14 protein-coding genes are annotated in these 15,733 nt (G+C 59.9%); 12 read left to right on the top strand and 2 right to left on the bottom strand.

Translation table 11 applies throughout. The features are described 5' to 3' along the window. Nucleotides 1-16 precede the first annotated feature (16 nt). Nucleotides 17-970 (top strand): class I SAM-dependent methyltransferase, encoded by a 954-nt coding sequence (locus RDA78_RS01345; protein WP_434053578.1) that lies wholly within the window; start codon nucleotides 17-19, stop codon nucleotides 968-970. A gap of 174 nt (nucleotides 971-1,144) precedes the next feature. On the opposite strand, the gene RDA78_RS01350 is transcribed toward RDA78_RS01345, so the two are convergent. Both RDA78_RS01350 and RDA78_RS01355 read right to left on the bottom strand, forming a co-directional pair. Next, nucleotides 1,145-4,321 carry an efflux RND transporter permease subunit gene (locus tag RDA78_RS01350; RefSeq protein ID WP_434053579.1) on the bottom strand — a complete coding sequence of 1,059 codons (3,177 nt, stop codon included), beginning with the start codon at nucleotides 4,319-4,321 and terminating at the stop codon, nucleotides 1,145-1,147. A 3-nt stretch (nucleotides 4,322-4,324) separates the two neighbouring features. After that, entirely contained in the window at nucleotides 4,325-5,524 is a 1,200-nt protein-coding gene (locus RDA78_RS01355) for an efflux RND transporter periplasmic adaptor subunit (RefSeq protein WP_434053580.1), read from the bottom strand. A gap of 154 nt (nucleotides 5,525-5,678) precedes the next feature. Here RDA78_RS01355 and RDA78_RS01360 point away from each other — a divergent pair, with 154 nt between their 5' ends. The 11 genes from RDA78_RS01360 to RDA78_RS01410 all read left to right on the top strand — a co-directional run bounded on the left by RDA78_RS01360 (nucleotide 5,679) and on the right by RDA78_RS01410 (nucleotide 15,730). Next, complete coding sequence (locus tag RDA78_RS01360; RefSeq protein ID WP_434053581.1) at nucleotides 5,679-6,305, top strand: TetR/AcrR family transcriptional regulator; 627 nt, start codon at nucleotides 5,679-5,681, stop codon at nucleotides 6,303-6,305. Nucleotides 6,306-6,385: 80 nt separating this feature from the next. Continuing rightward, entirely contained in the window at nucleotides 6,386-7,225 is an 840-nt protein-coding gene (locus RDA78_RS01365) for a TrmH family RNA methyltransferase (RefSeq protein ID WP_434053582.1), read from the top strand. Nucleotides 7,226-7,229: 4 nt separating this feature from the next. Next, nucleotides 7,230-8,087: an NAD-dependent epimerase/dehydratase family protein gene (locus RDA78_RS01370; RefSeq protein WP_434053583.1), complete on the top strand. Its 858-nt coding sequence runs from the start codon at nucleotides 7,230-7,232 to the stop codon at nucleotides 8,085-8,087. A gap of 42 nt (nucleotides 8,088-8,129) precedes the next feature. Next, complete coding sequence (locus tag RDA78_RS01375) at nucleotides 8,130-9,935, top strand: adenylate/guanylate cyclase domain-containing protein (RefSeq protein ID WP_434053584.1); 1,806 nt, start codon at nucleotides 8,130-8,132, stop codon at nucleotides 9,933-9,935. A 125-nt stretch (nucleotides 9,936-10,060) separates the two neighbouring features. Continuing rightward, a complete protein-coding gene (locus RDA78_RS01380; protein ID WP_434053585.1) occupies nucleotides 10,061-10,519 on the top strand; it encodes a YtoQ family protein in 459 nt (152 codons plus the stop codon). A gap of 370 nt (nucleotides 10,520-10,889) precedes the next feature. Next, nucleotides 10,890-11,090, top strand: coding sequence for a cold-shock protein (locus RDA78_RS01385; protein ID WP_434053586.1), 201 nt, complete (start codon nucleotides 10,890-10,892; stop codon nucleotides 11,088-11,090). Nucleotides 11,091-11,154: 64 nt separating this feature from the next. Next, nucleotides 11,155-12,462, top strand: a complete 1,308-nt coding sequence (locus RDA78_RS01390; protein WP_434053587.1) for a tetratricopeptide repeat protein — start codon at nucleotides 11,155-11,157, stop codon at nucleotides 12,460-12,462. Nucleotides 12,463-12,583: 121 nt separating this feature from the next. Further along, a complete protein-coding gene (locus RDA78_RS01395; RefSeq protein WP_434053588.1) occupies nucleotides 12,584-13,837 on the top strand; it encodes a TCR/Tet family MFS transporter in 1,254 nt (417 codons plus the stop codon). Between the two features lie 28 nt (nucleotides 13,838-13,865). Continuing rightward, entirely contained in the window at nucleotides 13,866-14,534 is a 669-nt protein-coding gene (locus RDA78_RS01400) for an alpha/beta hydrolase (protein WP_434053589.1), read from the top strand. Between the two features lie 110 nt (nucleotides 14,535-14,644). Further along, the gene (locus tag RDA78_RS01405) at nucleotides 14,645-15,259 is read left to right on the top strand and encodes a hypothetical protein (protein WP_434053590.1); all 615 of its coding nucleotides are present in this window, start codon (nucleotides 14,645-14,647) and stop codon (nucleotides 15,257-15,259) included. A 168-nt stretch (nucleotides 15,260-15,427) separates the two neighbouring features. Continuing rightward, a complete protein-coding gene (locus RDA78_RS01410) occupies nucleotides 15,428-15,730 on the top strand; it encodes an NIPSNAP family protein (protein WP_434053591.1) in 303 nt (100 codons plus the stop codon). Nucleotides 15,731-15,733 lie beyond the last annotated feature (3 nt).

A 15,733-nucleotide genomic window follows, 5' to 3' on the forward strand; every position in this document is an offset into this window, starting at 1 on the left:
CCAGCGAGAAACCGTCTTGGCGAAGCAGATTGGCGCCGCAGCCTTTGCCCCTTTTGGCTCCCCTCCCGAACAGTCCTGGCCCGTGATCCTGGAAACCAGGGGCTGGAAGGATTATCGCCTGCTCGACATGGGCGCGGGCGAGAAGCTTGAACGTTACGGCCGTTTCACGATCGTCAGGCCCGAGCCCCAAGCGATGGGGAGCCGCAAACTCAAGGACAGTGTCTGGAACCGCGCGGACGCGGTCTTCTCCGGCGATACGGAGGAAGAAGGCCCGGGCCGCTGGAAGTTTTCCGGGAACGTGCCCGAAACCTGGCCGATGTCATTTGGCCCCGTCCGTTACAACGGCCGTTTCATGTCCTTCCGGCATGTGGGTGTTTTCCCGGAACAGGTCGCGCATTGGGACTGGGTCAACGGCAAGGTGCGCGCGGAGCGCGGCCGCGCTCCGGACAAGCCGCTCAAGATCCTCAATCTTTTCGGCTACACGGGTCTCGCCTCGCTGCTCCCGGCAACCGAGGGGGCGCAGGTGACCCATGTCGATGCGTCCAAAAAGGCCATCGGGTACGCGCGCGAAAACCAGGAACTGTCGGGCCTGCAAGATCTCCCGATCCGCTGGATCTGCGAGGACGCTTCGAAATTCGTCGCCCGGGAAGTCCGCCGCGGCAATACCTATGACGGCATCATTCTCGACCCGCCCAAATACGGGCGCGGCCCCAAGGGGGAGGTCTGGGACCTTTATACCAGCCTGCCGGGCATGCTTCAGGATCTCCGCCAGTTGCTGACCGGAGACTCGCTCTTCATGATCCTGACGGCCTACGCGATCCGCTCCAGTTTTGTGTCCATACACGAGCTCATGGCGGAGACGCTCGTCGATCAGGGCGGGCTTCTGGAATCGGGAGAACTGGTGATCTGCGAAGAGAACGGCGAGCGGGCGCTTTCAACCTCTCTCTTTTCCAGGTGGAGCAGCCGCTAGTGCGGTTTACGAATTTGAAGGTCGCATCATTGTTTCAGCAGACTCCGAAGCGAACGTCAAATTCATAAACCGCACTAGAAACATAGACTTGCTAGTAACCTTCTTGAATCTGAAGTTCGTTCGAAGACCGCTGCAAAATGGCTCGAACCCCAGATCCAGGTGACCAGGCGTGGCTCACTCCGCCGCGATTGCCGACTGATAGTTGTCGTTCGACCATGTATCCTCTGACTTGACGCCCTCTTCGTCGGTGGCAGGCCGCGCCCGTGCCTTTTCACCTGACTTGCGCCTGCGGGCGTAAACCATCGCGAACATGGGCGGCGCGAAGTAGAACGAAATCACCGTCGACAGCAGGACCCCACCCGCGATCGACATGGCGAAGGGCGGCCAGAAGCCGCCGCCACCAAGGATCAGCGGCAAGAAGCCTCCAAATGTTGTCAATGTGGTCGAAACGATGTGGCGGCTCGATCCCATGACCACGTCGACCATTGCAGCCTGGTCGCCATTTGCAGCGTCCTCGTTCTGCTGCATGCCCGTGAGGATAATGATCGCCGCGTTGATCGAAACGCCGATCGAGCCGATCACACCGATGATCGCGTTGATCCCGAACGGATACTGAAACACGGCAAGCGCAAAAATGCTCAGCCCCGCGGACAGACCAGCGACGGCAAGCGTCACGGCGGCAAGTCGGAACGAATTGAAGGTCAAGACGATCGCTGCAATCGAGAGCGGTACGATCAGACCCAGCGACCCGATCAGGTTCTTCAGCGTGTCATCCCTCGCGTCCGAGTCTCCACCTGTTTCCATTCGGTAGCCGTCGGGCAAGGCATATCCGGCAAGCTCCAGTTCCGACTGGAGCTTTTTCAGAGCCTCTTCCGGCAGGACGCCATACTGGACGAAGGCCTGGACCGTGTTCGTGCGTTCACCGTTGCGCCGGTTGATCTGTCCCTCCGAGGGTTCCACGCGCAAATCGGCAATCGCCGACAGCGGCACCCCCTGGTAGTCGGCGGCTCCGGGAACGCCGCTGCCCGGCAAAAGCGGCAGGCTGGCGATGCGCGAGAGATCGCCGCGCTTCGCATCGCCCACGCGCACGCGCACCGGAAGCTCTTCCGTCCCTTCGATGAGGCTGCCACCGGTTGCACCTTCCAGCGTTGCCTCGAGCTGCTGCGCGACATCTCCGAGCCCGAGGCCCAGAAGACGGGCCTTGTCCTCGTCGACCGAGAGTTTGAGTTTCGGGGCGCCGCCGTCCAGCGTCGTGCGCACAATCGTGACCTCGTCCACGCGCGCCGCCAAGCGGCGCAGGATATCCCCCTGTTCCCGCAGAACTTCCAACGACGGGCCGACGAGACGCAGTTCCACCGGTGCGTCCACTGGCGGTCCCTGAACAAGATCACGCACCAGGATCCGTGCATTCGGGAATTGCGCCGAAAGTTCTGCCTGCAGGTCCGGCACCAGACGGGTGGTCGCGTCCTCGGACGCGGTCGTCACAAGTGCCTGTGCAAAGGCCGGTGCCTGATCCCGGTTACCGACAATGTTGTAGTAGAAGGCCGGCGCGCTTCGTCCCACGACCCAGGTCACCTGCTCGACGCCATCCGTCCCGGAAAGCACTTTGTCGATCGCATGCGCGGTTGCCGAGGTCTCGGAGATCGCCGTTCCATCCGCAAGTTCGACTTCGACATGAAACTGGTTGCGGTCGACGCCGGGGAAAAATTGCGCCGTCAGCGTGGGCATGCTCATGAAGCCGATCACGGGCAGCACCAGGGCGAATGCGACGGAACTTGCCGGATTGCGCATCGCCATCTTCAGGGAAAACCGGAACGGCACCGACAGGACTTGTGCCGGCGCAAATCTTCTGCGCCGGGCCTGCTCCGGACGGGCGGGCAGCACCCACCCGGCAATGGCCGCTGTGAGCGTCACGGCGACAACGAAGGACCACAGCAGCATGATGATCACGGCAATCGCGATTGCGCCGACGAAATCGCCCGCCGGTCCCGGCAACAGCACCATTGGCATGAAGGACAGCGCTGTCGTGACAGTCGACGCGAGTAGCGGTGCAAACAGACGGCGAACCGCGTTCCCGACAGCCTCGCGCCGGCTAAGTCCACGTTGCAGCGCCTGCCCGATCTCGTCGGTCATGACGATCCCGGCATCCACGAGGAGCCCCAGGGCAACAATCAATCCCGTGAGAGACATCTGGTGCAGCGGCAGACCGATCATGCTCATGGTGGCAAAGGACGCGAGCGTGACGACGGGCAGCACCATGGCGACAATCAGGGCTGACCGGAACCCCATCGTCACCAGCAGAACGGCAACCACAAGACCCATGCCGATCGCGATATTGAGGCCCACGTTTGACAGGCGGTCGATGGTGTACCGGCTTTGGTCGAAAACGAGCTGGTGTTCGATGGAATACGGCATGTCCGCTTCGAACCCGGCAATTGCACCGCGCACGCGTTCCATCCAGGCATCGACTTGAAGTCCATCGGCAATCTTTGCGGCGACAAGGATCGCAGGCCGCCCGCCGGAAAAGGCGCGTTCCTCAACCGGTTCCCGTTTTCCCTTGCCCACCGTCGCGACATCGCCAACGCGGGTCACGATACCTGTCTGACCTGTGGTTATGGGGATCTGCCGGATCCTGTCCAGCGCGGTGATTTCACCTTCAACCTCAATCAGGAACTCGCGCTCTGATGCCCGCAGGCGACCGGCGCGGACCTTTGCGTCAGCGGCTCTGATCGCGACCGAGACCTGTTCAACCGTCAGGGACAGGGACGCCAGCAGCGCCGGATCAATCCTGACCAGAATTTCTTCCTCGACCTCACCGAAAATCTCGACGGACTTGGTTCCGGCCACATTCCGCAGAACGTCGGACAGTCCTTCGGCGTAGCGAAGCAGCACCGCATCCGAAACACTGGCATGGCGCGGCACAAGGGCACTGATCGAGGCAAACGCACCGGCGCCTTCGGTACTGAATTCCGGTTCCAGAACACCTTGCGGAAATTCACGTGTGGCGTCGCCGATCTTGTCGCGGATCTCCGACCAGACCTGTTCGATCACATCGTCCTGCAAGGTGTCGAGCAGTTCGATCTGAATAATGGAGATGGAAGACGAAGACGTCGATTCGATCACGTCGATCTCTTCGATCTCGCGCAGTTCCTCTTCCACCTTTTCCGTGACAAGCGCTTCGACCCGCGCGGGGTCCGCGCCGGGATAGACGGTGGTTACCGTCGCAAAGAGGTTTGTGATCGTCGGATCTTCCTGGCGGCCGATCCCGACCAGTGCGGACAGTCCGGCCGCGATGATGACAAGTATCGTGAGGGCAACCAGCCGCGGCTGCCTGAAGAACATCGTATACATGTCTCAAGCTCCCCCGCCGCTGAGGCCGACCTGCTGGCCGACCACCACGCGATGCACACCTTCGGCAACGATGTTCGTGTCGCTGGATATCGTGCCGCGCACAAAGGATCTCGTCGCATCGGCGTGGAGCACCTCGACAGCTTCCCGCCTGATTTCGAACACGTCCTCACCGGTCTCGGACGGAACTTCGACCACCGCAAGAAGCGTCCAGAGGCCCCGCGGACCCTCTTTCAGGGCTGCAGTCGGCACCCAAAAGCCTTCGGTTTCGATCCGCTCGGAGAGCGACAGTTCGGCAAGCCGTCCGAATTGGGGCGCGGCATCCGAGACGTCCAACTCAAAAAGGGTTTCGATCGTGCGGGTGCTGGTCTGAAGATCCGGGCGCAAGCCCGACAGCCTTGCCTGGAACTGCCGATCCGAGATTCTGATCTGAAACGTGTCGTTCCGGTCGAGGCGGTCGACGACTTCCGGTGCCAGTCCGATACGCACGGTCGGCTTTGCCACTTCCAGCAAGCGAAGCACGGGCACACCGGGCGCGACTGTTGCGCCCTCGTCCAGCAGTCTCTCCCCGACCGATCCGTCGAAAGGGGCCGTCAAAACGGATTTGTCGAGGTTGATGTCGATGGCCTCGATCGCCGCGTCGATCTGATCCAGCGTGGCGTCGAACCGCGACAGGGCAAGGCGGGCTTCATCGAGGATCTGGTCGCTGACATGACCGCCGTCGCGCAGTTTCTGGCGGCGCTTCAGTGTCAGGGCTGCCAGTTCGCGGTCGCTTTCCGCAGCCTTGCGGTTGGCGATTTGACGCCTTTTTTCGGCTTCCAGCGTGCGCGTGTCCAGAACCGCAATTACCTCGCCCCTTGAGACCAGGTCACCTTCATCGAACTCGATCGCGCGGATCGTTCCGGACAGTTCAAACCCGAGATCGGTCCGCCGGGCCGGTTCCAGGCGGCCGACGAAACTTCGGGTCACCTCGTATCCGGCCTGATGCTCGGGTTGGACCGGACGAACCTCGACGAGCGGCGCGGGCCGGACGGCTGGTTTTTCCTCGGCGCGCATCTGGATGGTGGTCACGCCGATCATCACGGCAGCCGCCGCAATGCCGACATTGATCGAGAAGGTTGTCAGGCTGACAAGCCTGCGGCCCAGCTTTTTCACAAATCCATTGCCGGTCTTCCGCGTATCAGGAACAGAACTCTCGCTCGACATCGCTGCGTCCTCATCTTCCATTTGACGGCAACCGCTCCCAGCCTGCACAGAACCTGAATGTGAACGGCACTAACTATGTTATTGTTGCTAACATATGTTAGAAGAACTAACTTCGACAAGAGATTCGACGGAAAAAAATTCAGAAACAGCGAAAATGGCCGAAACCAAAATCAAGAAAAAGCGCGCCTATCATCATGGCGACCTGCGCGGACAGCTTCTGTCTGCAGCCAGAAATTTGCTTGAAAAACATGGGCCTGACGGGTTTTCCATGTCAGATGCCTGCCGTCTTGCAGGCGTCAGCACCGCCGCGCCCTACCGCCATTTCGCCTCCAAGCAGGACCTGTTGCTCGAGGTCGCGAAGGACGGCCTTCAGCGGCTTGGTGCAGAGATGGAGGAAAATGCTTCGAAATTTGAGCGAGGCACCGTGCCGTCGATTTCCGCCATCGGACGCGCCTATGTCGACTTTGCGATCCGGGAACCGCACACGTTCCGGCTGATGTTCAGCACGCGCTCGCATTCAGGGCGCATCGAGGAACTGCGAGAAGTCGGCCGGGCATCCTATGGGGTGCTTCTGCGCGAGGTCGCGCGCTACCTGGGCGAACAGGACATCACCGAAACCGTCACCCGCGCAGCCTTTCCGCTCTGGACACAGGTGCACGGGCTTTCCTTCCTGGCGATCGACGGCAAACTGGAAGTCACGTCCTTTCCGGTCGACATCGACGAGTCCATTCTGATCGCCACGCAGCGGCTGCTGCCGCCCGCAACTGACCCCAAGGCTTGACCCGGTCCCGCCTTGCGCCTAATCCAGCGCGCAGGATCATCATTTAAGACGCGGTTCAAAGAGGACCGCCGGAGCGGGGCATGTCCCAGACAGGCAGAGACAAACGTCAGGGTGCGGTGAAGCAGATCACCAGCCACGCCAATCCGATCGTCAAGGAAATCAAGGGACTGGTCGCCCAGCGCAAGCACCGCAGTCAATCCGGCCTGTTCGTTGCCGAAGGACTGAAGCTCGCAACCGATGCGCTCGAAGCCGGCTGGGATGTGCGCTATCTCGCGCTCGGTCCGGAAGCAAGGGAAAACCCGCTTGCACAAAAGGCAGCGGCGACCGCGAGGGCCCGTGGTGCGCTCATCCTGGAAGTGTCGACGGCCGTAATGTCCGCCATGACGCGCAAGGACAATCCACAGATGGTCGTCGGGGTCTACGGACAGAAGATCGTGGCTGCGAAAGATATCGACCCTTCCGCGAGCAAGCTCTGGGTCGCGCTTGACAGGGTGCGCGATCCCGGCAACCTCGGCACGATCATACGGACCGTGGATGCCATCGGCGGCAGCGGCGTCATGCTGGTCGGCGATTGCACGGACCCCTTTGCCGTCGAAACCGTGCGTGCGACGATGGGATCGCTGTTCCATGTTCCGCTTGCAAGGATGAGCAAGGAAGAATTCAAATCCCTTGCCGGCAAATGGCCCGGGACGGTTGCGGCCACGCACCTGAAAGGGTCCGTGGACTACCGCACACCCGACTACTCGGACCCCGTTCTGCTCGTGATGGGAAACGAGCAGAAGGGTCTGGAGGACGACATGGCGGCTGCCTGCCCGACCCTGATCAGGATCCCGCAAGCCGGACAGGCGGACAGCCTCAATCTCGCGGTTGCGACCGGCGTCGCCCTTTACGAAATCCGCCGCAACCATCTGGAGCTTTGAATTCATGCGTCTTTTCGTTTTTGGCGTCGGTTTTTCGTCCAAGGCCTTCATCGAGGAGGTTCGCGATCAGTTTGACTGGATCGGCGGAACGACCCGATCGGAGGAAAAGGCGGAAATACTTGAGGCAATGGGTGTCGTTCCCTTTCTGTTTGACGGCGAGAGCAGGGGTGAGGGCATTGCCGAGGCACTTGAAACGGCAACACATGTGCTGGTTTCCGTTGCGCCGAACGAGACAGGAGATCCGGTGCTCAATCGGCATGGCGACGACATCGCGGCCGGCAAGCCCGACTGGCTCGGGTATCTGTCGACCGTTGGTGTCTACGGCAATCATGACGGGGCCTGGGTAGATGAAGACACGCCCTGCCGGCCGGTTTCAAAGCGCTCGGTGCAGCGCGTTTCCGCCGAGAACGCCTGGCTGGACTTCTCCGCACAGCAGGGGATTCCAGTCCAGATCTTCCGATTGTCCGGTATCTACGGCCCCGGCAGGAATACGTTCGAGAACTTCCGGAAAGGCAAGGCCCGGCGCCTTGTGAAACCCGGCCAGGTGTTCAACCGCATTCACGTGGCCGATATTGCAGGCGCTCTGAAACGCGCGATCGAGAAGCCGGAAACCCGGGTCTACAACGTCACCGACGACGAACCGGCCCCGCCGCAGGACGTTGTCACTCATGCCGCGGAGCTGCTCGGCGTCGCGCCGCCGCCCGAGATCCCGTTCGAAACCGCAGATCTGACGCCGATGGCGCGATCGTTTTATGGCGAAAACAAACGTGTCTCGAACCAACGGCTCAAAACCGAACTTGGTTACACGTTCCGATATCCCAACTACCGGGTTGCCTTGAAAGACCTGCTGACAACCCTCTAAGATGAGCTGACGCGCTCGCAGACCCTCTGGTGGCTCCCCCTGATGCGAATAGCATGGAAGATTTTTGGAATATCGCTGATCGTTTTCCTGATCATGGCAACAGCCGCCAGCTATTCGATTTTCAAAATATATGAGATCAACAAGGAGCTTCAGCTGATCTCAAGCGTGTTTTCTCCGCTCCGGCACGAAGTCGCACAGATTGAAGTGATCGCACTTCAGGAAGAACTCGAACTGGAGCGGGTGGAAAAGCTGGAGGCGGAACTGCGCGCCGACCGGCTTGAAGCGCTCAGCTACGGCAAGACCGACGCGGAGATCGACGCGGCGGTGACGCAGAACCCGGACCTCGTTGCACGCATCCGGCACCTCGAAGAGCGGCTCGAGACCGGTCTGGCGATGTTCGAAGCCAGCGCGAACCAGGTGGAGGACCTGCTCAGATCTGCCGAAAAGCGGGTCCGGGAGGCGCAGGACGAAGCCACCTCGCTGCAAGACAAGCTGGAGCTTGCGGCGCTTTATCCGACGCTGATCGCGATCGAGACCCAGCACAGCAGTTTTCACGGTCACGCGCTCAATCTCGTGAAATCCGCCGACCTGCCGCCGGCAACACGCGAAAGTCTTGAGGAACAGCTGGAGAGCGAAGAGCAAAAGCTGACCGAACGGCTGGATTCGCTCCGGGAACACGTGAGCAACTTCACGGACCAGTCGATCGCGACGGCGGCGCTGCATGAGCAGCAAGCGCTTTATGCCAGTATTGCCGCAACGGCCACGGCTGGACTTTTGGCACTGCTCCTGTCCTCCTTGGTGATCTCCGGAATCCTCAGACCCATGCGTGCTCTTTCCTCTGGCGCAAAGCGCGTGGAAGAAGGCGATTTCGAGATCGAGCTCAAGCCACTTTCGCGGGACGAGATCGGCTCCCTGACGCAAAGCTTCAACACGATGGTCGACGGGCTGCGCAACACCCAGCGGATCAAGGACACGTTCGGACAATATCTGGACCCTAGGGTGGTCTCCGGTCTCATCGCCGACCAGTCGGATGCGACTGCCGGTCAGAAGAAGGTCGTCTCCGTCTATTTTTCCGACCTTGCCGACTTCACCACCATATCCGAGCAATTCACCCCCGCAGGACTCGTCCGGGTGCTCAACCGGTATCTCGATCTGATGTCGTCGGAAATCACTGCTCGGGAAGGTGTCATCGACAAATACATCGGCGATGCAATCATGGCGTACTGGGCGCAGCCTTTCTCCGATGACGGCAACCAGGCCGCACTCGCGGTGGAGAGCGCTCTGACCAATGTCCGCCTCATGAAACAATTCCAGCAGGAATTGCCCGAACTGACGGGTCTTCAGAAAAACCTGCCGATCCTGCAGCAGCGCATCGGCATTGCAACCGGGGAGGCCGTGATCGGTTCGATCGGCTCGGCCAAGACCAAGAATTACACCATCATGGGCGACACGGTGAACCTTGGCTCGCGTCTGGAGGCTGCGAACAAGATCTACGGGACGCAGATCCTTGTCTGCCAGAGAACGCGGGACACCGCACCGGGTATCGAGTTCAGGGCAGTCGACAAGATCCAGGTGAAAGGTAAAACGGAACCGACAAGCGTCTTTGTGCCGCTTGCCCACACGCGTGAAATGACCGACGCGCTCCTGCAGCTGCAAACGGCATCAGACCTCGCGCTTCAAGCCTTTTCGCAAGCGAACTGGTCAGAGGCGCGGGCGGGTTTTGAAGGGATACTTTCCGCGCATCCCCGCGACCGGATTGCAGGCGTTTTTCTCAACCGCCTCGACCTCATTTCCAACCAGGGCGCACCGGCGGACTGGGACGGCGTCTGGCATCTGAATACGAAGTAAGGGCGGCCCCAAGCGGCACCTGGAGTGCGGTGGCAACTACAGGGGTACTTGACGCCGGCCGACCGGCGTCCCAGCTTCGGTGCAAAGCAGTCACACGGATTGCCGCAATGTAAAGGAAAAGACACATGAGCAATTGGCGCGTTTACCTGTCAGGCGAAATTCACACGGACTGGCGCGAACGGATCATGGAAGGCGTCAAGGCCCTCAACCTGCCGGTCGAGTTTTCCGCACCGGTCACCGATCACAGCGCCAGCGACGATTGCGGCGCTGTCATCCTCGGCGATGAGGACAAGAAATTCTGGTACGATCACAAGGGAGCCAAGGTCAATGCGATCCGTACCCGCACCCTGATCGAAAAAGCCGACATCGTGGTGGTGCGTTTCGGCGACAAGTACAAGCAATGGAACGCCGCCTTCGATGCCGGTTATGCCTCAGCGCTCGGCAAGTCCCTGATCGTCGTCCACGACCCGTCCCTGACACATCCGCTCAAGGAAGTCGACGGCGCAGCACTGGCGGTTGCCGAGACCTCCGAGCAGGTCGCCGAGATCCTGAAATATGTCATTCTGGGCCAGCTTGACCGCTAACCTGTCCCGCGGAGTGACCAGGCAATCTTCGGTTGCTCCCATTCAGAAGTTTTTCCGGCAAGCGGGCGTTACGACGCCCGCAGCCAATATCCCGATCAATTGACCCCATCTTGAAATTAACAAATTTCTTACCATAATAAGTGACATTAAGATTTCTCGTGCCACTTAGCCGAGAAACCAAATTCCTTCATTAAATGAACTGCGCACAAAACTGCGGCAGCGAAGAGTAGCTGCGCGGAACAGCGTTTATTTTTGACGGAAAACTGAGGAGTACTTCAGTCACCTTTGAAACACTGTCATCAAGACGTCGAAAAGCCGGGATAACAACACCGCTTGTATGTCTAGATGCGTAAATTGGAAAGTAAGCTCCATGCAACATGGAAACGTGAAATGGTTCGATCAGCGCCGCGGCGTCGGTACGATCCAACCCGAAGACGGCGAGGATATTCTCGTCGACATTTCAGCCCTGCACCGGTCGGGCATCGACACTTTGAAAGAAGGCCAACTCGTGGCTTTCGATCGCGAGTGGCGCCGCGGTCAGATGGTAGCTGAAGACCTGAAAGTCCTGTAAGGTCAGCTTACGGATCTTTCCGACAGCAAGGGCGGTTCGACCGCCCTTTTTTATTGGGGGAAACATGCAGAATGACCAAAGGCTGCAGGAGGGCATCGCGGCACACCAGAGCGGCGATCTTGAGGCGGCGCAGGACATCTACCTCGAAATCCTGAACAAGAACCCCGAGGATCCTGACGGATTGCATTTTCTCGGATTGCTGCACTTTGATGCCGGGCGCGCCGAAAGCGCCATCGAGTTGATCCAGAGATCGCTCGAAATCAACGAAAGCAACACGTCTGCCCTGAACAACCTGGGCAATATTCTGAAGCTCACCGGCGAACCCAGATTGGCTTTGGCCACGTATGTGCGTGCGGTCGAACACGATTCCCGGCACAAGGAAGCCTGGAAGAACATCAATCTCTTGCTGCGAAGTTCAGGCGACTTCGACGAGATATTGGCAATCATGTCCGAAATCGTCCGGCTTGAACCTGAAAACCCGGACGCCTGGAACACTTACGGCCTTGCGAAAATGCTCACCGGGAAGGCCGAAGAGGCTGCCGAGGCTTTTGACAAGTCACTTCAGTTCGATCTTCCCACGTCCCCCAATGCCGTCTGGCGCGCGCGCATTCTGGCTGCGCAGGGCCGGAACGATCTTGCCCAGAAACACCTCGAACGCATTGTGGAAGCCAAGCCGGAAGACAAGGCGGCCCGCTATCACCTCGCCGCCGTGCGCGGCGACAAACTCGACCATGCGCCGGAAGACTATGTTGCAAGCCATTTCGACAGTTTCTCGGAAAGTTTCGACGAAGTGCTCGAAAAACTCGGCTACCGCGCACCGGAACTTGTCGCCGAGGATGTTGTCAGACTTGCGGAGCAACGAGCGACGCCATTTCACGATGTGGTCGACCTTGGCTGCGGAACCGGCTTGTGCGGTCCGCTCATCCGGGACCACTGCACCAATCTGACGGGTGTCGACCTGTCGACGGGGATGATGCAGAAGGCGGCGGCGCTGAATGCCTACGATTTCCTCGTCGAAGGCGAACTCGTTTCGTTCCTGAGCTATGAACTGCCAACCCGTTTCGATCTGGCCGTCTGCGTCGACACGCTCTGCTATATCGGCAATCTCCAGCCGTTCATGAAAGCCCTGGCCCAGGCGCTTAAACCCGGCGGACGTCTGGTTGCAAGTGTCGAGCACCTTGAAGACAGCCACGCGCAGGGTTTTCGCGTGGACAGTTCAGGACGCTACGCCCATATGCCTGACTACATTCGCAAATGCGCCGAAAACGCATCTCTCATCTATGCGCAAGACCGGAAAGAAGTCCTGCGGCGCGAACTCGGCAAGGATGTCCACGGCCTGATTTTCCAGGTCATGCTGCCGGAACAATCATAGCCACGGGTCGTCCGATTTCCGGACGGGACCAAACACCTAGCCAGGCGCGAGACATCGTGTTTGTTAGGTCAACTCCGGCCCAATCACGGCCGCAACATTTGCGACTTGCCAGGAACGCGCCTTGCCAGCCAGTACGCCAAATCGCGGTGCTCTCGGGTTCATCCTTGTCACGCTGATCATCAACTCCATGGGCATCGGGTTGATGATGCCGGTCATGCCGTCCCTGCTGACCGAACTGACACAGCTGCCTGTCAGCGAGGCTGCCCGGTGGGGCGGAGCCCTCAGCGTCATCTATGCGCTGATGCAGTTTGTGTTCGGACCCACGCTCGGCAACCTTTCCGACCGGTTCGGGCGCCGCCCCGTCCTGCTTGTCTCGATGTTCACGATGGCGGTCGACTATCTGGTCATGGCGCTGTCGTGGCATCTTGCCGTGCTGTTCATAGGCAGAACGGTATCGGGGATCGCCGGAGCCACGTTTTCTGCCGCCTCGGCCTATATCGCCGATGTCTCATCCAAGGAAGACAGGGCCAAGAATTTCGGTCTTGTCGGCGCCGGGTTCGGCGTCGGCTTCGTGCTCGGCCCCATGATCGGCGGCTTCCTCGGGGAATACGGGCCCCGCGCGCCCTTTTTTGCCGCGGCTGCCTTGTCTTTCGTGAATTTTCTGTTCGGCTACTTCATGCTGCCGGAAACGCTCAGGCCAGAGAACCGGCGGCCTTTTGACTGGAAACGTGCGAACCCGCTTGGTGCCCTGAGGCAGATCTCGAAGTACCCTGTGGTGCGCACCCTTCTGCTCGCGCTGTTCCTGTTTGATATCGGCCACTATGTCTATCCCGCCATCTGGAGTTTCTACACGCAGGAAAGGTTTGCATGGTCACCGGCTGATATCGGCCTGTCACTTGCCTGCGTCGGGATCGGGTTTGCATTCGTGCAGGGCTATCTGATACGCGTTCTGGAACCGAAGCTCGGACCCGGCCGCACACTGTTTGCCGGATTGGGTGCAAATCTCGTGGCTTTGGCGGGCCTGGCGATGGCCGAGAGCGGCTGGACCGCTTACGCAATGATCGCCTTCGCCGCCCTCGGCGCTCTTGCGACACCGGCCTTTACCGGTCTGATGTCAAATCGCATTCCGGACGATGCACAAGGGGAATTGCAGGGACTGATTTCGGCTGCGGCCGGTCTTTCCATGGTGATCAGCCCGTTTGCCATGACGCAGACCTTTGCCTATTTTTCAGGTCCTGGCGCGCCGTTCTATTTTCCCGGTGCGCCCTTTGCCCTGGCGTGGCTGCTCATCCTGGTGTCAATGCTGATTGCACTGCCGTTCCTGAGAACCGGTCACACAATGGGCGATGAAGCGAAGACCGGAAACCACACCTAGGGTCAGGACCCATGAGGAGGCGTACAGCATGACCATCGATCGTGTTCTGGGTGGTCCGGGGCTTCTCCCGGCTGATGGCGCGCCGGCACGCCAGCTTGTTGTCCTGCTGCACGGATACGGCGCGGACGGTACGGACCTGATCGATCTTGGCCGCTTCTGGCAGGCGCTGCTGCCTGCCGCTGCATTTCTGGCGCCGCATGCTCCGGAGCCGCTGCCCTTTGAAGGCTTTGGTGGCCGCCAGTGGTTTGCGCTTGATGAACGCACGCCGGCCGAATACCGGATCGGAGCTGAGGCTGCTCAGCCGGTACTCGACCGCTTCCTGGATGACGCGCTGGCGGAGTTTGGCCTCAGCGGCAGCGCGCTTGCGCTTTTCGGTTTCAGCCAGGGCGCCATGATGGCATTTCAGTGCGGCCTCAGACGCAAGGTCCCCCCGGCTGCCATTCTGGCCTATTCCGGCCTTCTGCCGGGTGCGGACCGGCTCGACGGGGTTCAGCGGGAGAGCCCGGTTCTGATTGTTCACGGTGAAGACGACGATGTTGTCGCGAGCTACCACGCAAGTGCGGCCAACGATGCTTTGTCCGGCGCCGGAATGGAAACAGCGCTCCACGAACTTCCCGGGCTCGGCCATTCCATCGACGACAGGGGCGTGACATTGGGCGGGCGTTTTTTGCAGAAAGCCTTTGCCGGCCAGCCCTGATCTTCCGCCAGATCGTCAGTTGCAAGGTTAACCGGCTGTTTACTTGATTAAGCGAATATTAAGGGAACTGCGCCGGTCCAGGATGGGCCGGTAAACCCGGGATCACGCATATGCAAATCACAGTCGAAACCACGACACAAAGTGCAAGCCTGTTTTCCGCGTCCTATTCGAACTCCGGTCCGGAAGGATCCCGGCCGGGTCCGAAAGGCAACGCTTTTGGTCACGACATCGGCCAGCGAAACGGCCACAACAAGACAGGCCCTGCTTCCGCGCTCGAAGCCGCCAGCAAGAAAGCCGAAGAAGACGCGGTTGTTATCGCGGCGCTTCAGCAGGCGGTGGAAAAAGGCAAGGGCGAGGACGAGGAAGAAAGCCGGGACCGGGCTCTTGCAACCGTCGAAGACTATCAGAAGACCGCCGGAAAGCTGCAGGCGGCTCTCGGCGAGGATGACAGCGGACCGTCGGCGTCCGTTGCCTACGAAAGCGCATCGATTTCTACGACGACAATCGAAGCCGAGATCGGCGGTGAAACGATCTCCGCACAATTCGTTTCCTACGAACGGGTCTCCTACGACAGCGAAACGGGACTTTCTGTCCGCTCCGCCAACGCATCCACGATTGAGGGTGACTTCGGCGACAGTTCGTTCAGCTATCTGAGCGCATCGGTCAGCGAGCTTTATGCCGGAACCGGGGAGCAGGTCTCCAACCTGGCAAACAGGCTCGCCTGAACAACGTGATCCCGGATGACGGCGGACGCACCGCCGGACAATGTCTTTAAGCCCCGCCTCCAAGGCGGGGTTTTGTTTTTGGCACGCGTGTCTTTTCGGAGAATCTGCTATCGACAACGTCTATCGGCGCCCGGAGACGGCGGGTGCGGACACGGGAGAAAAGCGCACATGATCACCTGTTACATCAAGTACGAGATCGATCCGGCCAAGACCGCAGAGTTTGAAGAGTATGCCCGCATGTGGATCCCGCTCGTCGAAAAGTTCGGCGGCACCCATCACGGCTATTACCTGCCGCATGAAAGCCCCAACGATCTCGCCGTCTGCCTGTTTTCGTACCCCTCGCTTGCCGCTTATGAGACCTATCGCGCGAAAAGCATGGAGGACGAAGCGTGCCGCAAGGCGATTGCGTTTGCAGAGGAAACGGGCTGCATCCGCCGCTATGACCGGCACTTTCTGCGGCCTGTTCTGTGAAGG

Origin of the sequence: Roseibium sp. (assembly GCF_051016195.1) — a bacterium.
Taxonomy (GTDB): Bacteria; Pseudomonadota; Alphaproteobacteria; order Rhizobiales; family Stappiaceae; genus Roseibium.